Below are 22771 nucleotides of genomic sequence, written 5' to 3' on the forward strand. Positions count from 1 at the left end.
GCGCCCGGCCGCCCGGCCGTCAGCGCGAGCCGTACACCGGCTGCGCGGGCTCCGCCGCGGCGAGGAGTTTCGCCGCGGCCTCCCCCGCCTCCGCGGGAGTCCACCGCGCGCCGCGGTCCGCCGAGGGACCCGGGCGCCAGCCCTCCATCACCGTGATCCGCCCGCCCTCCGCCTCGAACACCCGCCCCGTCACCCCGGCGGAGGCGTCCGCGCCGAGCCACACCACCAGCGGCGACACGTTCTCCGGCGCCATCGCGTCGAACGCCCCGGCGGCCGGCGCCGCCATGCTCTCGGCGAAGGCCTGCTCCGTCATCCGGGTCCGCGCCGCCGGGGCGATCACGTTGACCTGGATCCCGTAGCGCCCCATCTCCGCGGCCGCGACCAGCGTGAGCCCCAGGATCCCCGCTTTGGCCGCGCTGTAGTTGCCCTGGCCGACCGAGCCCAGCAGCCCCGCCCCCGAAGAGGTGTTGACCACCCGGGCGGCCACCGGCCGGCCGGCCTTCGCCTCCGCCCGCCACCACGCGGCCGCCGACCGCAACGGCAGGAAGTGCCCCTTCAGGTGCACCCGCACGACCGCGTCCCAGTCCTCCTCGTCGAGGTTCACCAGCATCCGGTCCCGCAGGAACCCCGCATTGTTGACCAGCGTGTCGAGGCGGCCGAACGAGGACACCGCCGTCCGGACCAGCGAGGCCGCGCCCTCCGGCGTGGCGACGTCCCCGCCGTGCGCCACCGCCTCCCCGCCGAGCGCCTCGATCTCCCGGACCACCTGCGCCGCCGGGGACTGCGGCCCCGGCGCCCCGTCCAGCCCCACCCCCAGGTCGTTGACGACGACCTTCGCGCCCTCCGCCGCGAAGGCCAGCGCGTGGGCCCGTCCCAGCCCCCGCCCCGCGCCCGTCACGATCACGACCCGACCTTCGGCGATACCGGCCATCTCAGCTCCCCTTGTTGACAGTTGCCGCATCCAGAAACGCCGGGCGCTCCCCGCCCCCGTGCACGAGCAGGCTCGCCCCGCTCACGTACCCCGCCCGGCCGGAGGCCAGGAACACCGCCGCCTCCCCGACGTCCGAGGGCTGCGCCAGCCGCCCGAGCGGTACGGTCGCGCCCACCGCCGCGATCCCCTCCTCGTCCCCGTAGTGCAGGTGCGACAGCTCGGTCCGCACCATGCCCAGGACCAGCGTGTTCACCCGTACCTCGGGGGCCCATTCCACGGCCATGGAGCGGGCCAGGTTCTCCAGTCCCGCCTTCGCCGCCCCGTACGCCGCGGTCCCCGGCGAGGGCCGGGTCCCGCTGACGCTGCCGATCATCACCACCGAACCCCGCGCCTGGCGCAGCCACGGGTGGGCGGCGAGCGAGGCCGTCATCGGTGCCACCAGGTTCAGCTCGACGACCCGCGCGTGGCGCTGCGCCTCGCCCTCCCCCAGCAGCCGGTACGGGGTCCCGCCAGCGTTGTTGACCAGGCAGTCGAGCCGCCCGTACCGGTCGGCGACCCCCTCGAAGAAGTCCCCCACGGCCGCCGGATCGCGCAGGTCCAGCGGGGCGAACGACGCCGTGCGGCCGTGCGCCGAAACCGGTTCCCCGGGCGGCCGCCGCGCGCAGACGACGACCTGCGCGCCGGCCGCGAGGAACGACCGGGCGATCCCGGCGCCGACGCCCCGGGTTCCGCCCGTGACGACGACGACCCTCCCGTCCAGCTCCATGGGCTGCTACCTTCCTCACCTAACAAATGTTTGGTGGAAAGGTAGCTGATCCGCTCATGGGTGTCTCCACCTCCAGCCCCGGCAAGGGCATCGCACTCGTCACAGTCGACTTCCCACCCGTCAACGCGCTGCCCGTGCAGGGGTGGTACGACCTCGCCGACGCGCTGCGGACCGCGGGCCGCGACCCCGAGGTCCGGTGCGTCGTCCTCGCCTCCGAAGGCCGGGGCTTCAACGCCGGCGTCGACATCAAGGAGATGCAGCGCGACACCGGCCACGCCTCACTGATCGGCGCCAACCGGGGCTGCTCCGAGGCCTTCGCCGCCGTGTACGAGTGCGAGGTGCCGGTCGTCGCGGCCGTGCACGGCTTCTGCCTGGGCGGCGGCATCGGGCTCGTCGGCAACGCCGACGCGATCGTGGCGAGCGACGACGCCACCTTCGGCCTGCCCGAGCTGGACCGGGGCGCGCTCGGCGCCGCCACCCACCTGGCCCGCCTGGTCCCCCAGCACCTGATGCGCACCCTCTACTACACCTCGCGCACCGCGACCGCCGCCGAACTGCACGCGCACGGCTCGGTCTGGCAGGTCGTCCCGCGCGGGGAAGTGCGTACCGCAGCCATGGAGCTGGCCGCCGAGATCGCGAAGAAGGACGGCTACCTGCTGCGGCTGGCCAAGGCCGCCATCAACGGCATCGACCCGGTCGACGTGCGCCGCAGCTATCGCTTCGAGCAGGGCTTCACCTTCGAGGCCAACCTCAGCGGGGTCGCCGACCGCGTCCGCGACACCTTCGGGAAGGAACGGCGTCCATGACCGACAAGACAGACAAGGTGCTGACCCCGGAAGAGGTCGTCGGGCAGCTGCGCAGCGGGATGACCCTCGGCATCGGCGGCTGGGGCTCCCGGCGCAAGCCCATGGCACTGGTGCGAGCGCTGCTCCGTTCCGGGATCACCGATCTCACGGTGATCTCCTACGGGGGCCCCGACGTGGGCCTGCTGGCCGCCGCGGGCCGCATCAGCAGACTGGTCGCCCCCTTCGCCACCCTCGACTCGATCCCGCTGGAGCCCCAGTTCCGGGCCGCCCGCGAGCGCGCCGCCTTCACCCTGACCGAACTCGACGAGGCCATGTTCATGTGGGGCCTGCACGCCGCCGCCAACCGGCTCCCCTTCCTCCCCGTCCGGGCCGGCCTCGGCTCCGACGTGATGCGGGTCAACCCGGAGCTGCGGACCGTCACCTCCCCCTACGCCGACGGCGAGGAGCTCGTCGCCGTCCCCGCCCTGCGCATGGACGCCGCGCTGGTCCACATGAACCGCGCCGACCGCCTCGGCAACGCCCAGTACCTGGGCCCGGACCCGTACTTCGACGACCTGTTCTGCGAGGCCGCCGACGCCGCCTACGTCTCCTGCGAGCAGCTCGTCGAGACCGCCGAGCTCACCAAGGCCGGTCCCCCGCAGTCCCTCCTGATCAGCCGCCACTCCGTCACCGGGGTCGTCGAAACCCCGAACGGCGCGCACTTCACCTCCTGCGTCCCCGACTACGAGCGCGACGAGGCCTTCCAGAAGCTCTACGCGACCACCCCCTGGCCCGAGTTCGCCGCCCGCTTCCTCTCCGGCGGGAGCGAGCACGACTACCAGTCCGCCGTCCGGACCTGGCACGAGGAGCAGCAGTGACCACCGCGACCGTCACACGCGCCCCCCTTCTCCCGCCCACCCGCGCCGAGTACTGCGTGATCGCCTGCGCCGAGGCCTGGCGCGACAACGGCGAGGTGCTCGCCAGCCCGATGGGCCTGGTCCCCTCCTTCGGGGCCGGGCTCGCGAAGCGGACCTTCGCCCCCGACCTGCTCCTGACCGACGGCGAAGCGATGCTCGTCGGCCTCGACGGGACGGTCGAGGGCTGGCTCCCGTACCGGCGCCACCTGACCATGGTCACCGGGGGCAGGCGGCACGTGATGATGGGCGCCAGCCAGATCGACCGGTTCGGCAACCAGAACATCTCCTGCATCGGCGACTGGGCGCGGCCGGCCCGCCAGCTCCTGGGCGTGCGCGGTGCGCCCGTCAACACCCTCAACAATCCGGTGAGTTACTGGATCCCCAAGCACTCGGCCCGGGTGTTCGTGGAGCGCGTCGACATGGTCAGCGGTGTCGGTCACGACCGCGCCGAGGCTGCCGGGGTGACCCGCTACCACCGCCTCCCCCGGGTGGTCAGCGATCTGGGCGTCTTCGACTTCTCCGGGCCCGGCCGCTCCATGCGCCTGGCCTCCCTCCACCCGGGGGTCGCTGTCGAGCAGGTCCGGGCGGCCACCGGCTTCGAGCTCGCGATCACGGATGAGGTCCCGTACACGCGGGAGCCGACCGCCGAGGAGCTGCGGCTGATCCGCGAGGTCATCGACCCCGAGGGCCTGCGCGACCGCGAAGTGCGGGGCTGATCCGATGCGGACGGCGTTCACCGAGCTGGTCGGGGTCGAGCACCCGATCGTGCAGACGGGCATGGGCTGGGTCGCGGGACCGCGTCTGGTGGCGGGCGCGGCGGGCGCCGGGGCCCTCGGGATCCTGGCGTCGGCGACGATGACCCTGGACCAGCTGCGGTCGGCGGTCCGGGAGGTCAGGTCCCGTATCCCGGACGGGACTCCCTTCGGGGTCAACCTGCGCGCGGACGCCGGCGACGCGGCCGAACGCGCCCAGCTGATCATCGACGAGGGGGTCGAGGTCGCCTCCTTCGCCCTCGCACCCTCCCCGGAGCTGATCGCCCGGCTCAAGGGCGCGGGCGTGGTCGTCATCCCGAGCGTCGGCGCCCGCCGGCACGCCGAGAAGGTGGCCGCGTGGGGCGCGGACGCGGTGATCGTGCAGGGCGGTGAGGGCGGCGGGCACACCGGGGACGTGGCCACGACGGTGCTGTTGCCCCAGGTCGTCGACGCCGTGGACATCCCGGTGATCGCGGCGGGCGGTTTCAGCGACGGCCGCGGCCTGGTCGCGGCCCTGTCCTACGGGGCCGCGGGCATCGCGATGGGCACCCGTTTCCTGCTGACCTCGGACTCCACCGTCCCGGACGCCGTGAAGGCCGAGTACCTGAAGGCCACCGTCAAGGACGTCACCGTGACCACGGCCGTCGACGGTCTGCCGCACCGGATGCTGCGCACCGAGCTGGTCGACGCCCTGGAGCGGGCGGGCCGGGCCAGGGCGCTGGCCAGGGCGGTGCGGCACGCGGCGGGGTTCCGCAGGATCTCCGGTCTGAGCTGGGCGCAGATGGTGCGCGACGGCCTGGCGATGAAACACGGCAAGGACCTGTCCTGGAGCCAGGTGCTGCTCGCCGCGAACACCCCCATGCTCCTCAAGGCGTCCATGGTCGAGGGCCGTACGGACCTCGGTGTCATGGCATCGGGCCAGGTCGCGGGGGTGATCGACGATCTCCCGTCCTGTGCGGAGCTCGTCTCCCGCGTCATGGCCGAAGCACAGCAGGTAATCGCGTCACTGCACTCGCTCCGCACCCTGCCACCACCAGGGTGATCCCCCTTCTCCGTCACAGGAGTCGCATACATGAGCCGTGCCCGAATCCGCCTGGCGACCGCGGTCCTCGCCTCCGCCCTCGCCATCGGGACCTTGCCCGCATCCGCGTACGCGGCGGCGGCGCCCGGAGCCGGGGTCGGCGCCCGCCGCCACCACCTCCAGGCGGAAACGATCCGCCAGATCCCCCTCAAGGGCGCCGTCAACCTCCGCGACCTCGGCGGCTACCGCACGTACACCGGCGGCCAGGTCCGCCAGGGTCTCGTCTACCGCTCCGACGCACTGAGCAAGCTGACCGACGCCGACGTCACCACCGTCTCCGGTCTCGGCCTCACGAAGGTCGTCGATTTCCGCATCCCGATGGAGCTCCAGTACGACGGCGCCGACCGGCTGCCCGTGGGGCTCGCCGCCACCTCCCGCCCGGTCAGCGACCTCGGTCTGTACGGGACCCTCGTCGGCGCGATCGCCAGCGGTGACCCCGTCAAGCAGGAGCAGATGCTCGGCGGCGGCCGCGCCGAGGCGTACATGCGCGACATCTACCGCACGTTCGTGACCGGTCCCGAGAACCGGGCGCAGTTCGCGGCGACGGTGCGGGAGATCGCGGAGGGCGGTCAGGGACCGCTCCTGTACCACTGCACGTCCGGCAAGGACCGCACCGGCTGGATGAGCTACGTACTGCTGCGGGCGCTGGCCGTCCCCGAGGACGCCGCCGGGCGCGACTACCTGGCGTCGAACACGTTCCGCGCCGCCTACGACGCCCAGGTGCGGGCCGGTCTGAAGCAGTCCGGGCGGATGCAGAACCCGGACCTGCTGATCCCGCTCCAGGAGGTCCGCCAGGACTACCTGGACTCCGCGACGGCGCAGCTGGAGGCCGACTACGGAAGCTTCTACGGCTATCTGACGGACGGCCTCGGGCTGGACCTGCGGACGCTGGCGAAGCTCCAGAACAAGATGGTCCGCTAGCGGACAGCACGACGCCGGGCACTGCTCACGAAGCAGTGCCCGGCGTCGTCGTGCGTCTCTGCGGGTGTCAGACCGCGCGGCGGCGGCCCTGGCCGCCGGAGCCGACCCGGCTGCGCGCGGAAGCCGCGGCCGCGCCACCGGAGGCGCCGCCCCCGGTACGCCGGCCCTGGCCGGCCGAGCCGGCGCCGGCGGCGCCGCCCTGGCCGCGACGGGCCTGGCCCGACCCGGAGGCCGCGGGGGCCTGCCCGGACGCGCCGCCACCGGAGCGGCGGCCACGGCCGCCGGCCGCCGGTGCGCCACCCGTGGCGGAGCCGGTACGGGGTCCACCGGACCGGCGACGCGCACCGGAGCCGGAACCGGAGCCGCTGCGCGGCTTCGGCGCGGTCGGCTGCGGCACCTCCAGCACCACCGGGATGCCCGAGGGCTCCTTGGCGCCGGTCAGGCGGGACAGCTCCTCGTCGGAGGACTTGATCTGCGCGGTGCGCGGGGAGATCCCGGCGTCCGACATCAGGCGGGTCATGTCCCGCTTCTGGTCGGGCAGCACCAGGGTGACCACGCTGCCGGACTCGCCGGCGCGGGCGGTACGGCCGCCGCGGTGCAGGTAGTCCTTGTGGTCGGTGGGCGGGTCCACGTTGACGACGAGGTCGAGGTCGTCGATGTGGATGCCGCGCGCCGCGACGTTCGTCGCCACCAGCGCGGTGACCTCGCCCGTCTTGAACCAGTCGAGGGTCCGGTTGCGCTGCGGCTGCGAGCGTCCGCCGTGCAGGCCGGAGGCGCGGACGCCGTCCGCCAGGAGCTTCTTGACCATGCGGTCCACGGCACGCTTGGTGTCCACGAACATGATCACCCGGCCGTCGCGGGCGGCTATGCGCGTCGCCACGGCCTTCTTGTCGGTCTCGTCCATGACGTACAGGACGTGGTGCTCCATCGTCGTGACGGCGCCGGCCGACGGGTCGACGGAGTGGCCGACGGGGTCGGTCAGGAACATCTTGACGAGCTTGTCGATGTTCTTGTCCAGCGTCGCCGAGAACAGCATGGTCTGGCCGTCGGCCTCGACCTGCTTGAGCAGGGCGGTGACCTGCGGCATGAAGCCCATGTCGGTCATCTGGTCGGCCTCGTCGAGGACGGTGATGGCGACCTGCGAGAGGTCGGCGTCACCGCGGTCGATGAGGTCCTTCAGGCGGCCGGGGGTGGCGACGAGGACCTCGGCGCCGCGGCGCAGGGCGCCGGACTGCCGGTTGATCGACATGCCGCCGACGACCGTGGCGATGCGCAGGTTGACGGCCGTGGCGTACGGGGCCAGGGCGTCGGTCACCTGCTGCGCGAGCTCACGGGTCGGTACGAGGACCAGCGCGAGCGGCTGCTTGGGCTGCGCGCGGCGGCCGGCGGTGCGGGACAGCAGCGCCAGGCCGAAGGCCAGCGTCTTGCCGGAGCCGGTGCGGCCGCGGCCGAGCAGGTCACGGCCGGCCAGCGAGTTCGGCAGCGTCGCGGCCTGGATCGGGAACGGCTCGGTCACGCCCTGGGCGGCGAGGGTCTTCAGCAGCGCCTCGGGCATGTCCATGTCCTCGAACGCGGCGACCGGCGGCAGCGCCGGGGCGATCGGCTCGGGCATGGTGAATTCCTGGGGCCTGGCAACGGGCGCGGACTTCTGCCGTCCCGCGCCAGCCTTCGGACGTCCCTGAGCCGCACCTCGACCCCGGGTGGGGCGGCGGCTGGGTCGTGCGGAGCTGGAGCTGGTCATGCGAGAAAGCCCTCCTGAAACCGGCAGGTAAAACAAAGGTCGAAACAGCAGACAAGCCGGGGTCCGCACCTCACGGTGCGGACCCCGGCAAGCTGAAATACTTAGTTGGCGGGGAGGATGTTCTCCGCCTGGGGGCCCTTCTGGCCCTGCGTCACGTCGAAGGACACGCGCTGGCCCTCCTGGAGCTCACGGAAGCCGGAGGTGGCGATGTTCGAGTAGTGGGCGAAGACGTCCGGGCCGCCGCCGTCCTGCTCGATGAAGCCGAAGCCCTTTTCCGAGTTGAACCACTTCACGGTGCCAAGTGCCATTTTAAATCTCCTGAATAGGCGGCAAGGGCCCCATCCGGAGAGTCCGGCAAAACAATAAAAGCGCCTGAGGAACATTCCCGTCAGGCGCACATAAAGTTCATGGGTACCACAACTGCAACGAGCTCTAAGCTAGCACACGTCTGCCGGAGAGTGTGGCCCCGTGTGTGTGACCTGCGCCCTTCGTGGTACTCGCGCGCCATCTGCGGGGTGCGGCCGGGGCCGGTGATCCACATCGAGGACGTGGACCCGACCCGCGGCCACGCGGCGGCCGGCCCGGACGGAGCGCTTGCAGCCGCTCGATGATCGTCACGTCGGCCTGACCGCCGCCTTCGCACCCCTCGCACCGCTCGGCCCCGGGGGCCTCACCGGCTTCGCGAGCCCGCGCCACCCGTCACAGCCGCTCGATGATCGTCACGTTGGCCTGGCCGCCGCCTTCGCACATGGTCTGCAGGCCGAAGCGGCCGCCCGTGCGCTCCAGTTCGTGCAGCAGCGTCGTCATCAGCTTCACGCCGGTCGCGCCCAGCGGATGGCCGAGCGCGATCGCGCCGCCGTTGACGTTGACCCGCTCGGGGTCCGCTCCCGTCTCCTTCAGCCAGGCCAGCACCACCGGGGCGAACGCCTCGTTGATCTCCACCAGATCGATGTCGGCCAGCGTCATGCCCGTCTTCTTCAGCGCGTAGGCGGTGGCCGGGATCGGCGCCGACAGCATGCGGATCGGGTCCTCGCCCCGGACCGACAGGTGGTGGATGCGGGCCCGCGGCCGCAGGCCGTGTTCGCGTACCGCCCGCTCGGAGGCGATCAGCATCGCCGCGGCGCCGTCCGAGACCTGGGAGGAGACCGCCGCCGTGATGGTGCCGCCCTCCACGACCGGCCGCAGGCCGGCCATCTTCTCCAGCGAGGTGTCCCCGCGGGGGCCCTCGTCCACCGCCACGTCCCCGTAGGCCACCGTCTCCCGCGCGAAACGTCCCTCGTCGATCGCGCGCAGCGCCCGCTGGTGGGACCGGAGCGCGAACTCCTCCATGTCCCGGCGCGAGATGCCCCACTTCTCGGCGATCAGCTGCGCGCCGTGGAACTGGTTCACGGGTGCGTCGCCGTACCTGGCCCGCCAGCCCGCGCTCCCCGCGTACGGACCCTCGGTGAGGCCGAGCGGCTCCGCGGCCTGCCGTGAGGCGAAGGCGATCGGGATCATCGACATGTTCTGGGTGCCGCCCGCGACCACCAGGTCCTGGGTGCCGGAGAGCACGCCCTGCGCCGCGAAGTGCACCGCCTGCTGCGAGGACCCGCACTGGCGGTCGACGGTGACCCCGGGAACCTCCTCGGGCAGGCCGGCCGCGAGCCATGCCGTCCGCGCGATGTCCCCCGCCTGCGGCCCCACCGTGTCGAGGCAGCCGAACACCACGTCCTCCACGGCGGCCGGGTCGACCCCGGACCGCTCGACGAGCGCCCGCAGGACGTGCGCGCCGAGGTCCGCCGGATGGACCTCGGCCAGTCCTCCCTTGCGCCGGCCGACGGGCGTGCGGACCGCTTCGACTATGTATGCCTCGGGCATCGGAACTCCTCGGGTCGGGGTCAGGCGCGTACGGCGATCCCGTCCAGCACCATCGACAGGTACTGGCGGGCGATCTCCTCGGGGCTGTGCTGGCCGCCCGGCCGGTACCAGGACGCCGCCACCCACACCGTGTCGCGCACGAAGCGGTAGGTGAGGCGGATGTCGAGGTCGGCGCGGAAGACCTTGGCGGCGACCCCCCGCTCCAGCGTCCCGAGCCAGGCCTTCTCGAACTTCACCTGCGAGTCGGAGAGGTAGTGGAAGCGGGGCTGTGCGGAGAGGGTGCGGGATTCCTTCTGGTAGATCGCGACGGCGGCGCGGTGCCGGTCGATCTCCCGGAACGATTCGGTGACGAGGGCCTCGATGGTCTCCCTGGGGCCGAGACCGGCCGCGAGGACGGTGTCGTAGCCCTCCCACAGTTCGGTGAGGAAGGCGGAGAGGATCTCGTCGAGCATCGATTCCTTGGAATCGAAGTGGTAGTAGAGGCTGCCGGCGAGCATCCCGGCGGCGTCGGCGATCTTGCGGACGGTCGTGGCGTTGTAGCCCTGCGCGGCGAAGACCTCGGCGGCGGTGTCGAGGAGTTCGCGACGCCGTTCGGGCGTGGCCGTCACCTGCGGCTTCTTCTTGACTGTCGGCTTGGCTGTCGGCTTGTTGGTTGGCACGCGTCCATTCTCGGCCTACGGGTGCTGGCTGCTGACCGACACGGTCTCGCCGGTCATGTACGACGAGTAGCCGCTGGCCAGGAAGACGATGACGTTGGCGACCTCCCAGGGCTCGGCGTACCGGCCGAAGGCCTCCCGCGCGGTGAGTTCGGTGAGCAGGTCCTGGCTCGTGACCTTCACCAGGTGCGGGTGCATGGCCAGGCTCGGGGCGACCGCGTTGACCCGTACGCCGAACTCGGCGGCCTCCAGCGCCGCGCAGCGGGTCAGTGCCATCACCCCGGCCTTGGCGGCGGCGTAGTGGGCCTGGCCGGTCTGGGCGCGCCAGCCGACGACGGAGGCGTTGTTGACGACGACCCCGCCGGTGCCGGACGCCTTGAGCGAGCGGAGCGCGGCGCGGGTGCAGCGGAAGGTGCCGTTCAGCGTGACGTCCAGGACGCGGGACCACTGTTCGTCGGTCATGTCGACGAGGTCGCAGGTGCCGCCGAGGCCGGCGTTGTTGACGACGATGTCGAGGCTTCCGTGGGTCTGCTCTGCGAGCGCGAAGAGGGCCCCTACCTGGTCCTCGTCGGTGACGTCGCAGGGCAGGGAGGCGACGCGGCCGGCCCCGAACTCGGCGGCGAGCGCCTTCTCGGTCTCCTCCAGGCGGCGGGCGTGGAGGTCGCCGATGACGATGCGGGCGCCCTCCTCCAGGAAGCGGCGTGCGGTGGCGCCGCCGATCCCGGCGCCGGCGGCGGCGGTGATGACGGCGGTTCGGCCCTCCAGCAGGTGGTGACCCGCGGTGTACCGGGGCTCGTTCATGCGAACTCCTCGACGCTGCTCATGGCCGTACGTTAACCTACCAAACACTTGTTAGGGAAGTTGTCGCGGAGGGGGCGAGCACCTGATGGACCTGACCCAGACGGCGGAGGTGGAGGCCTTCCGGGCCGAGGCCCGGGCCTGGCTGGCCGCCCACGTGCCCGCCGGTCCCCTGCCCTCCCTGGAGACCGAGGAGGGCTTCGCCGCCCACCGGGAGTGGGAGGCGCTCCTGCACGCGGACCGCTGGTCGGTGGTGTCCTGGCCCGAGGAGTACGGGGGCCGGGGCGCGGACATCGTGAAGTGGCTGGTGTTCGAGGAGGAGTACTGGGCGGCGGGCGCGCCGGGCCGGGTCTCGCAGAACGGCATCAGTCTCCTCGCCCCCACCCTCTTCGACCACGCGACGCACGAGCAGCGGGCGCGGGTGCTGCCCTCCATGGCGAGCGGCGAGACGATCTGGGCCCAGGCCTGGTCGGAGCCTGAATCGGGCTCCGACCTGGCCTCGCTGAAGTCGCGGGCGGTACGCACCGAGGGCGGCTGGCTGCTGTCCGGGCAGAAGACCTGGTCCTCACGGGCCGCGTTCGCCGATCGCGCCTTCGGCATCTTCCGGACGGACCCGGACGCGCCGAAACCGCACCAGGGGCTCACGTACCTGATGTTCGACCTGCGGGCGCCCGGGGTGACGGTACGGCCCATAGGCCGCCTGGACGGCAAGCCGGCCTTCGCGGAGCTCTTCCTGGACCACGTCTTCGTACCGGACGGGGACGTGATCGGGGAGCCGGGGCAGGGCTGGCGGATCGCGATGTCCACCACCGGCAACGAGCGAGGGCTGACGCTGCGCTCGCCCGGCCGGTTCCTGGCCGCTGCCGACCGGCTCGTCGCCCTGTGGCGGGCGCAGGGCGATCCGTCCGACACCGCCCTGCGCGACCGGGTCGCGGACGCGGTGGTCGGGGCGCGCGCCTACGAGCTGTTCACCTGGGCGGGCGCCTCCCGCTTCGCGGCGGGCGGGACCATCGGCGCCGAGTCCAGCCTGAACAAGGTGTTCTGGTCCCAGTACGACATCGCCCTGCACGAGACGGCCCTGGACCTGCTGGGGCCGGACGCGGAGCTCGCCGGGGGCGAGTGGGCCGAACCCTGGATCTTCTCGCTCGCGGGGCCCATCTACGCGGGGACCAACGAGATCCAGCGCGACATCATCGCCGAGCGGCTGCTCGGCCTCCCGAAGGGCCGCCGCTGATGCGCTTCCTGCCGACCGACGAGCAGTCGGACTTCGCCCGTACGCTGCGCTCCCTGCTGGGCTCGGCGGACGTCCCGGCGGCGGTACGGGCCTGGGCGGGCGGAGGGCACGGGCCGGGGCGGGCGCTGTGGGCGCGGCTCGCCGGTACGGGCCTGTTCGCGCTGGCCGTGCCGGAGTCGTACGGCGACTCGGGAGGCCTGGGACCGCTGCCGCTGGAACTGGCCCTCGGCTTCGTGGAGCTCGGCCGGGCCGGGATGCCGGGGCCGGTGGTGGAGACGGCGGCCGTGTCGGTGCTCCTGTCCGAGCTGGGTGACGAGGGCCTGGCGAAACGCTTCCTCCCGGGGCTGGTCACGGGCGAGGCCTCGGCCGCGCTGACGCTGCCGGGCGGCAGTCCCTACGCCCTGGACGCGGACGCGGCCACGTACTGCTTCACCGTGTCGGCGTCGGGCGAACTGCGCCTGGCGGACGCGGCGGCGGGCGCGACGGCGGCCTCCCTGGACCCGGCCCGCAGGCTCTCGGTCCCGTCGGGCGGCGGGGAACTGCTCGCGGCGGGCCCGGCCGTCACGGCTGCCGCGCAGGCGGCGGGGCGCCGGGCCCGGCTGCTGACGGCGGCCCAGTGCCTGGGCGTCGGCGAGACCCTGCTGGACCGGACGGTGGAGTACGCGAAGCAGCGCACGCAGTTCGGGACGCCGATCGGGTCCTTCCAGGCGGTCAAGCACCGCCTGGCGGACACCCTGCTGGGTCTGGAGTTCGCCCGGCCCCTGCTCTGGGCGGCGGCGCTGACCCTGACGCCGGGCGACGTGGCGGCGGCGAAGCTCACCGCGGGCGAGGCCTCGTACGCCGCGGCGCGGACCGCTCTCCAGCTGCACGGCGCGGTCGGCTACACGCAGGAGCTGGACCTGTCCCTGTGGCTGCGCAAGGCCCGCCCGCTGCGCGACGCGTGGGGCACTCCCGCGGCGTGCCGGGCGGAGGTCCTTCGGCCGCGGGTGCGGTGGTAGGTCACCACGACGGACGAGCGGAACGGCGTGGGCGGCCTCGGGCGCGGCGAAGGCGCCCCGCAGCACTCCGGCGGCGAGCGCTCAGAAGACGGCGACCCGGAGCGTGACGACGTAGGGCTCCTCGACCGTGCCGTCCGGGAACAGGGGCTCCAGCCGTGCGCGCTCGGCGTCGACGAACGCGCGGGTGCCGTCCTCGCCGAGCAGCAGGAACGCGGAGTGGCTGGCGAGGTTGGCGAGGTGCGCCGCCAACGGGACCCGCCGGGACCACCGCACCTCGCGGGTGGTGACGTCCAGCCCCGCCGAATGCCGCGCGGGGAGCCCGCTCACCCCGAAGAAGGCCCGGAGCCGCTCGTCCTGCTCGGCGATCCAGGGGACGGACCCGTCCAGGTCGTTCCACCACAGCGCGAGCGCGCCGCCGGGACGCAGGACGCGGCGGGCCTCGGGGACGGAGCGTTCGGGGTCGGTCCAGTGCCAGGCCTGGGCATAGGTGAGCAGGTCGAACGCCCCGTCGGCCAGCGGCAGTCGGTCGCCGTCCCCGCGTACGAGCGGGATCCCGGGGTTCACCCGCCGGAACTCGGCGGCCATCCCGTCCCCGGGCTCCACGGCGACGACCTCGGCGCCGCGGGCGTGCAGCAGGGCGGTGGCGATCCCGGTCCCCGCCCCTACGTCGGCCACCCTCGCCCCGGCGAGCGGCCGCCCGGCGAGTTCCTCGACGGCGTCGAAGAGCGCGGCCGGATACCCGGGGCGGTACGCCTGGTAGAACCCGGCGGCGGCATCGAAGGACCGGGCGCGTTTCGTCATGCGGTCATTGTTTTCGATCAGGCCCTCCGGAACCAAGGTGAATACCGGTACGGGATGTGGTGGGATCTCCGGACAAGATCGTCGGATGATGCGGAACGAGGTTCGGGGACCATGCGAAGGACGATGACCGGGATGACGCTGTGCGCCGCGGTGGCGGCGCTGCTCACCGGCTGCGGAAGCGGCACTCCGAAGGCCGCCGCGGACAACGGCGAGCCCGCGGCCGCGTCCCAGAGTCCCTCCTCGTCCGCGCCGGCGGCCAAGGCCGGCGGCGCGACGCACGAGGTGACCCTGGAGGTCGGCGGCACGGGCAGGACGGCGGTCATGTACAGCGGCGTCGACAGCGGGTTCGAGCAGCAGACGCTGCCGTGGACGAAGACGGGCACCGTCGAACTCACCGCCGCGGAGCAGAAGGTGGGCTATCTCGTGAACGTCGTCCCGGGCACGGTCACGGGCCCCGACGGCAAGCTGCAGCAGGCCCCCTGCGTCATCAAGGTCGACGGCAAGCAGGTCGCGGAGAGCGACGGCGTCAAGAGCGCGAGGGGCTGCTCGTACACCATCAAGTAGGGCGGAACTCGCGCACCACTTCGATGCGGCCGACGATGTGCGCGTTGAACTCGTCGAGTTCCTCCGCCGGGACCCACAGCTCCAGGATGGTCTCGCCGCCGGCCTGCTGGACCGGGTACCGGGCCAGGAAGGCCGAGTCGACCTCGAAGCGGGTCACGAAGCCCGCCCCGTCGTGCTTGACGTTCCAGTCGCGGGCGATGCGGATCGCGTAGTCCTCGTTCAGGACCGGGTAGAAGATGGGCTGCTCGGGCAGGCGCGGCGGCCAGGCCCGCCAGTCGAGGGCGCGGACCAGGTCGAGCTCGACGGGGCCTGTGGGCCGCCAGAGGGTGGTCGTGGACATGCGGCGACCCTAGAGCCATGAGCAAGGCGTTGACCAGCGGTTTTCAGGTCCGGGAGCGGCGCAGCGAGAGCCGGCCGAGGGTGACCGTCTGGAGCAGGAGCAGAGCCCCCGTGCCGACCGCGTGCCAGGCCGGCGGGGCCGGGCGGGTGCCCACGGTCCAGGCCGGGCCGTCAGGGTCCGCCGTCACCGTCACACGGGCGCCGACCGCGAGGTCCAGGGACACCGGGCCGGGCAGGTCGCGGCCCGCCGCCGTACGCAGGCGCAGCGACGGGGAGCGGCCCGAGCCGTCCTCGACCATGGTGCGCGAGACGACCACCGCCGCCTCCTCGCGGCCCCGGTCGTGGAGGGCGTGCCGGTCCCAGGTGATCCCGCCGAGCACCGCGACGCCGACCGCGACGAGCGCGACGGCGGTGCGGGCGACGAACTCAGCGTCCGTGCCGTGCGGTACGGCGGCGCCGACGACGAACACGGCCAGCAGGACCGGGATCCAGGCGCCCTCGGGGCCCCGGAGCAGCCAGATGGCGCCGAACTCCGCCGCCAGGAGCAGGCAGTTGCGGAGCAACGCTCCCGTCACCCTCCGCACCAGTTCAGTCATGGACACATCATGCCTGGGGGTCCGGGCGGGAACCTCGCCCCCGTCGTCATCCCGCCGTCATTCCGCCGTCCACCGTGAACTCGGTGCCCGTCACGTACGAGGACGCGTCCGAGCAGAGGAAGAGGACCAGCTCCGCGACCTCCTGCGGCCGCCCCATCCGCCCCAGCGGTACGTGGGACCAGTCGCGGCCGGCCACGGCGTCGGCCACCATCGGCGTGTCGATGGCCCCCGGGTGCACGGAATTGACCCGGATCCGGTCCCCGGCCAGGTCCAGCGCCGCCGACCGGGTCAGCCCGCGCAGCCCGAACTTGGTGGATCCGTAGGCCGCGTGGCCCGGTATGCCGACCAGGCCGGCCGTCGAGGAGATGTTGACGACGGAGCCGCCCCCGCCCGCCCGCAGTACGGGCGCCACCGCTTGGATGCCGAGGAACGGCCCCAGCAGGTTGACCCGCAGCAGCGTCTCGAAGTCGTCGAGCCGCTGCCGCTCGACGTGCGCGGTGCGCCACAGGGCCGCGTTGTTGACCAGCGCCGAGATCGCGCCGAAGGCCGAGACGGCCTCGCGCACCACCCCCGCCCAGCTATCCGCGTCGGCCACGTCGTGCCGTACGAACAGCCCCTGACCGCCCAGCGAGTCGGCCACCGCCCGCCCCTCGTCCTGCGCCACGTCCGTGACCACGACCCGCGCCCCCGCCCGCGCGCACAGCAGGGCCTCGGCCGCGCCCTGGCCGCGCCCGGCGCCGGTGATGACGACGACCTTCCCGTCGAGGGAGACACCCACGGCCCAGCCCTCCAGCACGCCTATCCGATATTCCTAATAGAAATACTTCTAGCAGTCATACCAATCCGGGGGAAGGGGGCCTGCGGAGACCGGTCGTAGACTGCGCCGCATGGCAGACGAGACGGCAGAGGCGGCGGGCGGGCGGGCGCTCCCCGCGACCGGCTGGGCCGTGCTCGGCCTGCTCTCCTTCGGGGAGGAACTCTCCGGCTACGACCTGAAGAAGTGGTCGGACCGGTCGCTGGCGTTCTTCTACTGGAGCCCGTCCTTCAGTCAGATCTACGGCGAGCTCAAGCGGCTGGAGAAGGCCGGTTACGCCACTTCGCGCAGGGTCTCCCAGGAGAACGGGACCCGCGACAAGCGGGTGTACCGGATCACCGACGACGGCATGACGGCCGTGCGGGAATGGGCCCGCGAGGCCCCGGTCGACCCGCCCGTCCTCAAGCACGGGCCGATGCTGCGGATGTGGCTGGGCCACCTGCTGGAGCCGGAGCAGCTGCGCGAAGTCCTCGTAGAGCAGCAGGAGTTCGCCGAACGGATGCGCCGCCGGGCGGCGGCCGACACCGAGGACGCCAAGGACGGGCCCCGGGCCGGGGCGGGGGCCTGCCCGACGCTCACCCTCAGGTGGGCCGAGCGGTACTACGCCTCCGAGCGCGATCTGGCCGCCCGCATGCTCGACGACATCGAGGAGCTCGGCAAACGGCCGTAGGCACGCTGCCGGGCCTCCCGTAATCTCGGCCGCATGACGGGCAGTGCGATGAACCTCCGCAAGGTCGAGGAAACGGCTCCGGCACTCGTGAGCCTCTACAAGAGCGCCGGGGTCTCCCTGCGCAAGTACGGCCTGGAGGGTGGACGCGCCGCCGTCTACCTGGTGCTGGACTACTCCGGTTCGATGCGCCCGTACTACGAGGACGGCAGCGTGCAGGCCCTCGCCGACCGGGTGCTGGGCCTGTCCGCGCACCTGGACGACGACGGCCGGGTGCCGGTGGTCTTCTTCTCCACTGAGGTCGACGCGGTGGAGGAGATCACCCTCGCCGGGCACGCCGGGCGGGTCACCGAGATCGCCTCCCGACTCGGTCACATGGGCAAGACGGCTTACCACGCGGCGATGGACGCGGTGATCGACCACTACCTGGATTCGGGGTCCACGCAGCCGGCCCTGGTCGTCTTCCAGACCGACGGCGGGCCGATCAACAAGCTCGCCGCGGAGAAGTACCTGTGCAAGGCGGCCCGCCTGCCGCTGTTCTGGCAGTTCGTCGGCTTCGGCAATACGCGCAGCACGCAGTTCGACTTCCTGCGGCGCCTCGACGAACTGCCCGTCCCGTCCCGGCGCGTGGTGGACAACGCGGGCTACTTCCACGCAGGGCCGGATCCGCGTACCGTCCCCGACCCGGATCTGTACGACCGCCTGGTCGGCGATTTCCCGGCGTGGCTGGCGGCGGCGCGCGGAGCGGGCATCGTGCGCGCCTGAGCGGCGGCTGTGGGACCCGCACGCTTTGATGGACGCATGACGACGAACAACTGGGCAGCATTCGAGAAGGCGGAGCCGGAGTTCGCAGCGGCGGTCCAGGCCCGCTTCGCACAGTTCCCGCACCACGTCCTGGCCACCCTGCGCAAGGACGGCTCACCCCGGCTCGCCGGGCTGAATGTCGACATCCGCGGCGGGGAGCTGTGGCTCGGCATGATGGCGGGCTCGATGAAGGCCAGGGACCTCCAGCGCGACCCGCGGTTCGCCCTGCACACCAACCCGGGCGCGGGCGAGGAGATGCCGGACGGGGACGTACGGATCTCCGGGCGCGCGGTGGAGCAGGTGGATCCGCCCGAGCTGCACCGGTACGCGGAGGAGACCGATACCCCGCACCCCTTCCACCTCTTCCACGCCGACCTGACGGAGGTCGTCCGCATCGGCGTGGAGGGCGATGACCTGGTGGTGCGGTCGTGGACCCCGGCGCGCGGCCTGCGCACCATCCGCCGGGGCAACGACGACGAGCCGCCGCGCGAGGACCCGGCGCCGGGCGCCGGTCCGCAGGCCTAGGTGAGCGGGGAGACGGTGCCGGTCCCGATGGCGGAGGGATCGACGTCGACCCAGTTGCGGTCGATGTTGATGGTGACCCCGCCGTAGGACGCGTCGTGGTCGCCGCGGAACTGGTGGGCGCGGCGCGGGCCGTGCCACTGGGTCGTGCCGTCGGGCAGGCCCATGTCGGCATCGGTGACCGAGGCCGCGCCGTTCCAGCGGGCGACCCACAGTACGTCCGGCATGGCCTCGGGGGCCTGGTCGTGGTGGGCGCTCAGCGCCTGGGCCCCGGAGCTCGCCGAGACGTAGGCGGCCGAGCGGTAGCCCAGCTCGTGCAGCCGGACCGTCCAGGCGGTCAGGTAGGCGACGACGGGGGCGTCCCAGGTGTCGCGGTCGGTGTAGTTCTCCAGGTCGTTGTAGAGCACCGTGCCCGCTTCCAGGCCCAGCGACCCGGCCGCGGCCGCCGCCCCTTCGGCGGCGGACCGGCCCTGCTCGTCGGCCTCGGAGGGATCGGTGGACAGGCCGGTGCTGGAACTGTTCCAGGGCTGGCGGCCCACCCAGATCGGCATGAGGTGCCAGCCCGCCTCGGCCTGTCGGCGCACCCAGGCGGCCGTGAGCTGCGGCTGGGCACAGGCACGGGCGCCGCCGCCGATGTAGATGCCGACCGCGCCGAAAGGGGAATCGGCCCGCCAGGTGTCCATGGAGTTCTGGCTCGGGGCGGTGCACGCGTCGAAGCCCTCGCCGGTGAAGGGTTCCTGGGCACTGCGGGGCCCCGCGCCGCCGGTGGCCAGCGCGGGGGCGGCGGGGCGCGCGGGGGCGCCGGGGGCGGCGGATGCGCCGGCGGACAGGGCGCGGGCGCGCGACAGGACCCTGCGGACGGCGTCGGGCGCGTCCCCGTAAGAAACGGTGGCCATGACCCCGGGCCGGAGCAGGGCGTACCGCAGTTCGTTGCTGTCGGTCCGGGCCGGGGCCTCGGGCAGGGCGTCGGCGGAGTCCACGGCGACGGTGGGGATGTCGGCGCGCGGCGGGGCCGTGTCGAGAGGTTCGAGGTGCAGGGTGTCGGCGCGGCTGACGACGGCCCGGCCGGTGCATTGCGCCTGGGTGCCGGCGTGGCCGAGGTACAGGGTGGGCAGGTCGAGGCGCAGGCACGCGCCGGGCTCGCGGTCGAGGTCGACGACCCGCCAGTCGGCGGGGACGGTCAGGCGCAGCCCGTGGTAGTCGACGGTCTGCGCGTCGGCTGCGGCGGTGGCGGCCGGCAGGACGGGGATCAGCAGGGCGGCGCCGAGGAGGCCGCTGAGCAGCGTTCGGGTGGGGGCCATGATCCGGATAGTTACCAGACGGCGGGGTGCGGCCGGGCGCCTCAACTTCGCCGAGGGGAGCCGCAGATGGTCCGTACGGCCTACGGCGACGGCGTCGGCCGACCACCTCGCGCACCCGCGCCCGCAGCACGCCGGCCAGTGGCACGGGCTCGCCCCGCGGTCCGGTCGCCACGAGGGGCCGGACCGCCCCGGCCGGTACGTCGGATCCCGCCGGGATTCCGGCCTCGCGGAGCGGGGCGGCGAGGGACGGCGGGCCTCCCGGAGCGCCCCTCGGTGCGCGTCACCCGCACGAGGGAATCGGTTCGGCGCCGTCGAGGAGTGCGGTGAGCCGGGCGGTCCGCGGCGGCGCGTACCACCGGGGCGCACCGCGCCCGGTGTGCGGGGCGGTGCGCACCCCCGTGGCACACCGCCCGCCCGGCGCCTGCGCCTGCGCCCGGTGCCCGCGCCTATGCCGCCTCCCCTTGCGGCAGCATCTCCTGGAGTACGCGGTCCAGTCCGGTGGCCCGTACGCCGAGCGCCCGCTCGGTCGCGGAGGCGTCGAGGAGCAGTTCGCGGTCGTACTGGTAGGCCACTTCCGGGAGCTCGGCCACCACGGCGTCCGCGGCGACCGCCGAGTCGAGCTCGTCAGGCGTCATGGTCCTCAGCCGCGGGACCGGCGCCCCGGCGAGCTTGGCGAGGCGCCCCATCAGGTCCCTCGGGGTCAGCTCGGAGGTGGACGGCACGTGCCAGGCGCGGCCCCAGACGTCGTCCCGTCCGCCGACCGCGATCAGGGTGCGCGCGACGTCGTCCACGTAGGACCAGGCGTGCCTCGCGTCCAGTCCGACCGGGACCAGCGCCTGCGCACCGGCCAGCACGGCGGGCACGACCATCAGGGGGAAGAGGCCCACCGCGGTCGCCCCGAGGAAGTCGCCGGCCCGCACCTCGGCCACCCTTACCCGCCCGGCCCCGTGCGCGGCCAGCGCCTCCTCCCACATGGCGGCGCGCACCCGGCCCTTGTCGGAGTTGGGCTTCATGGGCAGGTCGGGCGTGAGTGCGCCGTGCGCCTCGCCGTACCCGTAGACGTTCCCCACGATCACGTAGTCGGCGCCGGTCCGCCCGGCGGCGGTGAGGAGCGAGGCGGCGATCGCCGGGAAGGCGGTCCGCCAGTCCTGGTAGGCGGGCGCGGCGGCGTTGTAGAGGGTCGTCGCGCCCCGGACCAGCCCGGTCAGCCTTTCGGTGTCCGTGACATCGGCGGCGACCCGCTCGACGAGCGGGTGCTCGGGGCCGCCGCCGCTGCGGGTGATGACACGGACCCGCTCCCCCGCGTCGGCGAGCAGGCGTGCGGTTGCGGTGCCGATCGCACCGGCGCCGGTGATGACGTGCAAAGACATGGCTGTACTCCCTTACGAGTGCGGTGAGTTGCTGCTGTGGATGGATCAACTCTCGCTCCGGGCAACGGCGTACAGTAGTGGCCGGAATGCCAAGACTCCGGAGATTCGAGCCATGACGATCATCCGCCCGCACCGCGTCGCGGTCATCGCGTTCCCTCCGGTGACCACGTTCGACCTGTCGATCCCCGACGTGGTCTTCGGCGCGACGTTCGTCGACGGACAACCTGCCTACGAGGTGACGGTGTGCACCCTCGTACCCGGCGTGGTGGAGGCGGTGAGCGGCATGGACGTCGTCGTGCCGCACGGGCTGGAGGCGATCGAGCGGGCCGACACGGTGATGGTGACGGGGACGCGCGCCCGCCTGGACGTCGACCCGCGCGTACTGGACGCCTTGCGGGCCGCCGCCGCGCGGGGTCTGCGGATCGCCTCGATCTGCACGGGCGCGTTCGTCCTCGCGCAGGCCGGGCTCCTCGACGGCCGGGGCGCGACGACCCTGTGGACGGTCTCGGAGCAGTTCCGTCGGCTCTTCCCGGAGGTCGAGGTACGGCCCGACGTGCTGTTCGTCGAGGACGACGGGGTGCTGACCTCGGCCGGGCTGTCGGCCGGGATCGACCTGTGCCTGCACATGGTGAGCCGCGACTACGGGGCGGCCGTCGCGAACGCCACGGCCCGCCTGGTGGTGGCGGCCCCGGTCCGCCCGGGCGGGCAGGCCCAGTTCATCGCGACCCCGCTCCCGCCCGAACGCGGCAGCTCACTCGCCGCGACCCGCGCGTGGGCCCTTGCCCGGCTCCACGAGCCGACCACGCTGGCCGACCTGGCCCGCCACGCCGGCACCAGCGTCCGCACCCTGACCCGCCGCTTCCGGGCCGAGACGGGCCTCAGCCCCCTGCAGTGGCTCCTGCACCAACGCCTGGACCGTGCCCGCGAGATCCTCGAAACGAGCACCCTCCCCATGGACCAGGTGGCCGCCCGGAGCGGCCTCGGCACGGCGGACTCCCTGCGCGCCCACCTCCTGCGCCGTACGGGCCTCACCCCGAGCGCCTACCGCGCGGCGGCCCGCACCATGAAGACGTCGACCTCGCCTTGACCCTCCACCACGAACCCGTGCCGCTCGTACAGCGCCTGGGCGGCGCTCCCCCGCAGCACGGCCAGCCGTACGGTCGTCCCCTGCGCGTCGGCCCGCTCCAGCACCCCGCGCAGCACGCGGGACCCGATCCCGCGCCCCTGATGCTCCGCCGCCAGACAGAAGTGCTCCAGGAGCAACCCGTCCCCGTCGGGCCGCACGGTGAAGGACCCGACCACCTGGCCGCGGGTCACGAGGACGGACGAATGCTCGGCGGAGAACGAATCCCGCAACCGCTGCCGCACGCGGTGCTCGTCGTACCGCCCGAGCCGCTCCAGGTCCGCCCGCATGACCTCGGCCCGCAACTCGGCGACCACCTCGACCTCCCCGTCCCGCGGGGCCCTGACCTCTATGTCCATGCCCGAAGCATCGCAGCCGGGCCCCCGCACGCCACAGCGCCCGCCATCCCTGGTCGGGGACATGGCGGGCGCTG

General features: G+C 73.2%; 26 protein-coding genes. 12 read left to right on the forward strand and 14 right to left on the reverse strand.

All coding sequences use genetic code 11. The annotated features are described in order from the left end of the window. Window positions 1–19: 19 nt before the first annotated feature. Complete coding sequence (locus ACFYOB_RS04785; protein WP_388554533.1) at window positions 20–931, reverse strand: SDR family oxidoreductase; 912 nt, start codon at window positions 929–931, stop codon at window positions 20–22. A gap of 1 nt (window position 932) precedes the next feature. After that, on the reverse strand, window positions 933–1697 hold the full coding sequence (locus ACFYOB_RS04790; protein ID WP_388554536.1) for an SDR family oxidoreductase: 765 nt from the start codon (window positions 1695–1697) through the stop codon (window positions 933–935). 56 nt (window positions 1698–1753) lie between these two features. Here ACFYOB_RS04790 and ACFYOB_RS04795 point away from each other — a divergent pair, with 56 nt between their 5' ends. From ACFYOB_RS04795 to ACFYOB_RS04815, 5 genes are read left to right on the forward strand one after another with little or no spacing between them, the layout of a single operon-like run. Beyond that, window positions 1754–2503: an enoyl-CoA hydratase family protein gene (locus tag ACFYOB_RS04795; RefSeq protein ID WP_388554539.1), complete on the forward strand. Its 750-nt coding sequence runs from the start codon at window positions 1754–1756 to the stop codon at window positions 2501–2503. After that, complete coding sequence (locus tag ACFYOB_RS04800; RefSeq protein ID WP_388554542.1) at window positions 2500–3360, forward strand: CoA transferase subunit A; 861 nt, start codon at window positions 2500–2502, stop codon at window positions 3358–3360. The genes ACFYOB_RS04795 and ACFYOB_RS04800 overlap by 4 nt, the downstream gene beginning before the upstream one ends. Beyond that, window positions 3357–4115, forward strand: coding sequence for a CoA-transferase subunit beta (locus tag ACFYOB_RS04805; protein WP_388554545.1), 759 nt, complete (start codon window positions 3357–3359; stop codon window positions 4113–4115). Before ACFYOB_RS04800 ends, ACFYOB_RS04805 begins: the two co-directional genes overlap by 4 nt. A gap of 4 nt (window positions 4116–4119) precedes the next feature. After that, a complete protein-coding gene (locus tag ACFYOB_RS04810; RefSeq protein ID WP_388554548.1) occupies window positions 4120–5193 on the forward strand; it encodes an NAD(P)H-dependent flavin oxidoreductase in 1074 nt (357 codons plus the stop codon). Window positions 5194–5223: 30 nt separating this feature from the next. Continuing rightward, complete coding sequence (locus ACFYOB_RS04815; protein WP_388554551.1) at window positions 5224–6153, forward strand: tyrosine-protein phosphatase; 930 nt, start codon at window positions 5224–5226, stop codon at window positions 6151–6153. A gap of 67 nt (window positions 6154–6220) precedes the next feature. On the opposite strand, the gene ACFYOB_RS04820 is transcribed toward ACFYOB_RS04815, so the two are convergent. The 5 genes from ACFYOB_RS04820 to ACFYOB_RS04840 all read right to left on the reverse strand — a co-directional run bounded on the left by ACFYOB_RS04820 (window position 6221) and on the right by ACFYOB_RS04840 (window position 11208). Next, window positions 6221–7894: a DEAD/DEAH box helicase gene (locus ACFYOB_RS04820; RefSeq protein ID WP_388554553.1), complete on the reverse strand. Its 1674-nt coding sequence runs from the start codon at window positions 7892–7894 to the stop codon at window positions 6221–6223. 101 nt (window positions 7895–7995) lie between these two features. Next, the gene (locus ACFYOB_RS04825) at window positions 7996–8202 is read right to left on the reverse strand and encodes a cold-shock protein (protein WP_328925160.1); all 207 of its coding nucleotides are present in this window, start codon (window positions 8200–8202) and stop codon (window positions 7996–7998) included. Between the two features lie 391 nt (window positions 8203–8593). After that, window positions 8594–9751, reverse strand: a complete 1158-nt coding sequence (locus tag ACFYOB_RS04830; protein ID WP_388554556.1) for an acetyl-CoA C-acetyltransferase — start codon at window positions 9749–9751, stop codon at window positions 8594–8596. A 20-nt stretch (window positions 9752–9771) separates the two neighbouring features. After that, window positions 9772–10410, reverse strand: a complete 639-nt coding sequence (locus ACFYOB_RS04835) for a TetR/AcrR family transcriptional regulator (protein WP_388554558.1) — start codon at window positions 10408–10410, stop codon at window positions 9772–9774. Window positions 10411–10425: 15 nt separating this feature from the next. Further along, the gene (locus ACFYOB_RS04840) at window positions 10426–11208 is read right to left on the reverse strand and encodes an SDR family oxidoreductase (protein WP_388554560.1); all 783 of its coding nucleotides are present in this window, start codon (window positions 11206–11208) and stop codon (window positions 10426–10428) included. An 85-nt stretch (window positions 11209–11293) separates the two neighbouring features. On the opposite strand from ACFYOB_RS04840, the gene ACFYOB_RS04845 reads away from it, so the two are divergent. Beyond that, on the forward strand, window positions 11294–12439 hold the full coding sequence (locus tag ACFYOB_RS04845; RefSeq protein WP_388554562.1) for an acyl-CoA dehydrogenase family protein: 1146 nt from the start codon (window positions 11294–11296) through the stop codon (window positions 12437–12439). Further along, window positions 12439–13437 carry an acyl-CoA dehydrogenase family protein gene (locus ACFYOB_RS04850; RefSeq protein WP_388554564.1) on the forward strand — a complete coding sequence of 333 codons (999 nt, stop codon included), beginning with the start codon at window positions 12439–12441 and terminating at the stop codon, window positions 13435–13437. Before ACFYOB_RS04845 ends, ACFYOB_RS04850 begins: the two co-directional genes overlap by 1 nt. Window positions 13438–13518: 81 nt before the next feature. Here ACFYOB_RS04850 and ACFYOB_RS04855 read toward each other — a convergent pair whose 3' ends face one another. Then, window positions 13519–14238, reverse strand: a complete 720-nt coding sequence (locus tag ACFYOB_RS04855; protein WP_388554566.1) for a class I SAM-dependent methyltransferase — start codon at window positions 14236–14238, stop codon at window positions 13519–13521. A 123-nt stretch (window positions 14239–14361) separates the two neighbouring features. Between ACFYOB_RS04855 and ACFYOB_RS04860 the strand changes: the two genes are divergently transcribed. Continuing rightward, window positions 14362–14802 (forward strand): hypothetical protein, encoded by a 441-nt coding sequence (locus ACFYOB_RS04860; RefSeq protein ID WP_388554568.1) that lies wholly within the window; start codon window positions 14362–14364, stop codon window positions 14800–14802. Here the strand turns inward: ACFYOB_RS04860 and ACFYOB_RS04865 are convergent. Genes ACFYOB_RS04865 through ACFYOB_RS04875 form a run of 3 tightly spaced genes read right to left on the reverse strand, consistent with a single transcriptional unit; the run spans window position 14795 to window position 16533 of the window. Continuing rightward, window positions 14795–15142 (reverse strand): hypothetical protein, encoded by a 348-nt coding sequence (locus ACFYOB_RS04865; protein WP_388554570.1) that lies wholly within the window; start codon window positions 15140–15142, stop codon window positions 14795–14797. The genes ACFYOB_RS04860 and ACFYOB_RS04865 overlap by 8 nt on opposite strands. A gap of 43 nt (window positions 15143–15185) precedes the next feature. After that, on the reverse strand, window positions 15186–15737 hold the full coding sequence (locus ACFYOB_RS04870) for a hypothetical protein (RefSeq protein WP_388554572.1): 552 nt from the start codon (window positions 15735–15737) through the stop codon (window positions 15186–15188). A 46-nt stretch (window positions 15738–15783) separates the two neighbouring features. Beyond that, window positions 15784–16533 carry an SDR family NAD(P)-dependent oxidoreductase gene (locus ACFYOB_RS04875; protein WP_388554574.1) on the reverse strand — a complete coding sequence of 250 codons (750 nt, stop codon included), beginning with the start codon at window positions 16531–16533 and terminating at the stop codon, window positions 15784–15786. Between the two features lie 91 nt (window positions 16534–16624). On the opposite strand from ACFYOB_RS04875, the gene ACFYOB_RS04880 reads away from it, so the two are divergent. From ACFYOB_RS04880 to ACFYOB_RS04890, 3 genes are read left to right on the forward strand one after another with little or no spacing between them, the layout of a single operon-like run. Further along, entirely contained in the window at window positions 16625–17221 is a 597-nt protein-coding gene (locus ACFYOB_RS04880; protein WP_388554576.1) for a PadR family transcriptional regulator, read from the forward strand. 33 nt (window positions 17222–17254) lie between these two features. Continuing rightward, window positions 17255–17983 (forward strand): VWA domain-containing protein, encoded by a 729-nt coding sequence (locus ACFYOB_RS04885; RefSeq protein ID WP_388554578.1) that lies wholly within the window; start codon window positions 17255–17257, stop codon window positions 17981–17983. Window positions 17984–18019: 36 nt separating this feature from the next. Next, window positions 18020–18547 carry a pyridoxamine 5'-phosphate oxidase family protein gene (locus tag ACFYOB_RS04890; RefSeq protein WP_388554580.1) on the forward strand — a complete coding sequence of 176 codons (528 nt, stop codon included), beginning with the start codon at window positions 18020–18022 and terminating at the stop codon, window positions 18545–18547. On the opposite strand, the gene ACFYOB_RS04895 is transcribed toward ACFYOB_RS04890, so the two are convergent. Further along, window positions 18544–19845, reverse strand: coding sequence for a DUF1906 domain-containing protein (locus ACFYOB_RS04895; RefSeq protein WP_388554583.1), 1302 nt, complete (start codon window positions 19843–19845; stop codon window positions 18544–18546). The two genes, ACFYOB_RS04890 and ACFYOB_RS04895, sit on opposite strands and share 4 nt — an antisense overlap. Window positions 19846–20291: 446 nt before the next feature. Beyond that, window positions 20292–21215: an NAD-dependent epimerase/dehydratase family protein gene (locus tag ACFYOB_RS04900; protein ID WP_388554585.1), complete on the reverse strand. Its 924-nt coding sequence runs from the start codon at window positions 21213–21215 to the stop codon at window positions 20292–20294. Between the two features lie 112 nt (window positions 21216–21327). On the opposite strand from ACFYOB_RS04900, the gene ACFYOB_RS04905 reads away from it, so the two are divergent. Further along, window positions 21328–22302, forward strand: coding sequence for a GlxA family transcriptional regulator (locus ACFYOB_RS04905; RefSeq protein ID WP_388554588.1), 975 nt, complete (start codon window positions 21328–21330; stop codon window positions 22300–22302). Here the strand turns inward: ACFYOB_RS04905 and ACFYOB_RS04910 are convergent. After that, on the reverse strand, window positions 22257–22697 hold the full coding sequence (locus tag ACFYOB_RS04910) for a GNAT family N-acetyltransferase (protein ID WP_388554591.1): 441 nt from the start codon (window positions 22695–22697) through the stop codon (window positions 22257–22259). The two genes, ACFYOB_RS04905 and ACFYOB_RS04910, sit on opposite strands and share 46 nt — an antisense overlap. Window positions 22698–22771: the final 74 nt, after the last annotated feature.

It is taken from the genome of Streptomyces sp. NPDC006463, from assembly GCF_042870715.1.
Classification (GTDB): Bacteria; Actinomycetota; Actinomycetes; order Streptomycetales; family Streptomycetaceae; genus Streptomyces.

Excerpts from the sequence above, each read along its gene's own strand:
- ACFYOB_RS04785 (WP_388554533.1), bottom strand. The coding sequence starts at position 931 with ATGGCCGGTATCGCCGAAGGTCGGGTCGTGATCGTGACGGGCGCGGGG.
- ACFYOB_RS04790 (WP_388554536.1), bottom strand. The coding sequence starts at position 1,697 with ATGGAGCTGGACGGGAGGGTCGTCGTCGTCACGGGCGGAACCCGGGGC.
- ACFYOB_RS04795 (WP_388554539.1), top strand. The coding sequence starts at position 1,754 with ATGGGTGTCTCCACCTCCAGCCCCGGCAAGGGCATCGCACTCGTCACA.
- ACFYOB_RS04800 (WP_388554542.1), top strand. The coding sequence starts at position 2,500 with ATGACCGACAAGACAGACAAGGTGCTGACCCCGGAAGAGGTCGTCGGG.
- ACFYOB_RS04810 (WP_388554548.1), top strand. The coding sequence starts at position 4,120 with ATGCGGACGGCGTTCACCGAGCTGGTCGGGGTCGAGCACCCGATCGTG.
- ACFYOB_RS04815 (WP_388554551.1), top strand. The coding sequence starts at position 5,224 with ATGAGCCGTGCCCGAATCCGCCTGGCGACCGCGGTCCTCGCCTCCGCC.
- ACFYOB_RS04820 (WP_388554553.1), bottom strand. The coding sequence starts at position 7,894 with ATGACCAGCTCCAGCTCCGCACGACCCAGCCGCCGCCCCACCCGGGGT.
- ACFYOB_RS04825 (WP_328925160.1), bottom strand. The coding sequence starts at position 8,202 with ATGGCACTTGGCACCGTGAAGTGGTTCAACTCGGAAAAGGGCTTCGGC.
- ACFYOB_RS04830 (WP_388554556.1), bottom strand. The coding sequence starts at position 9,751 with ATGCCCGAGGCATACATAGTCGAAGCGGTCCGCACGCCCGTCGGCCGG.
- ACFYOB_RS04840 (WP_388554560.1), bottom strand. The coding sequence starts at position 11,208 with ATGAACGAGCCCCGGTACACCGCGGGTCACCACCTGCTGGAGGGCCGA.
- ACFYOB_RS04845 (WP_388554562.1), top strand. The coding sequence starts at position 11,294 with ATGGACCTGACCCAGACGGCGGAGGTGGAGGCCTTCCGGGCCGAGGCC.
- ACFYOB_RS04850 (WP_388554564.1), top strand. The coding sequence starts at position 12,439 with ATGCGCTTCCTGCCGACCGACGAGCAGTCGGACTTCGCCCGTACGCTG.
- ACFYOB_RS04855 (WP_388554566.1), bottom strand. The coding sequence starts at position 14,238 with ATGACGAAACGCGCCCGGTCCTTCGATGCCGCCGCCGGGTTCTACCAG.
- ACFYOB_RS04860 (WP_388554568.1), top strand. The coding sequence starts at position 14,362 with ATGACCGGGATGACGCTGTGCGCCGCGGTGGCGGCGCTGCTCACCGGC.
- ACFYOB_RS04865 (WP_388554570.1), bottom strand. The coding sequence starts at position 15,142 with ATGTCCACGACCACCCTCTGGCGGCCCACAGGCCCCGTCGAGCTCGAC.
- ACFYOB_RS04870 (WP_388554572.1), bottom strand. The coding sequence starts at position 15,737 with ATGACTGAACTGGTGCGGAGGGTGACGGGAGCGTTGCTCCGCAACTGC.
- ACFYOB_RS04880 (WP_388554576.1), top strand. The coding sequence starts at position 16,625 with ATGGCAGACGAGACGGCAGAGGCGGCGGGCGGGCGGGCGCTCCCCGCG.
- ACFYOB_RS04885 (WP_388554578.1), top strand. The coding sequence starts at position 17,255 with ATGACGGGCAGTGCGATGAACCTCCGCAAGGTCGAGGAAACGGCTCCG.
- ACFYOB_RS04890 (WP_388554580.1), top strand. The coding sequence starts at position 18,020 with ATGACGACGAACAACTGGGCAGCATTCGAGAAGGCGGAGCCGGAGTTC.
- ACFYOB_RS04895 (WP_388554583.1), bottom strand. The coding sequence starts at position 19,845 with ATGGCCCCCACCCGAACGCTGCTCAGCGGCCTCCTCGGCGCCGCCCTG.
- ACFYOB_RS04900 (WP_388554585.1), bottom strand. The coding sequence starts at position 21,215 with ATGTCTTTGCACGTCATCACCGGCGCCGGTGCGATCGGCACCGCAACC.
- ACFYOB_RS04905 (WP_388554588.1), top strand. The coding sequence starts at position 21,328 with ATGACGATCATCCGCCCGCACCGCGTCGCGGTCATCGCGTTCCCTCCG.
- ACFYOB_RS04910 (WP_388554591.1), bottom strand. The coding sequence starts at position 22,697 with ATGGACATAGAGGTCAGGGCCCCGCGGGACGGGGAGGTCGAGGTGGTC.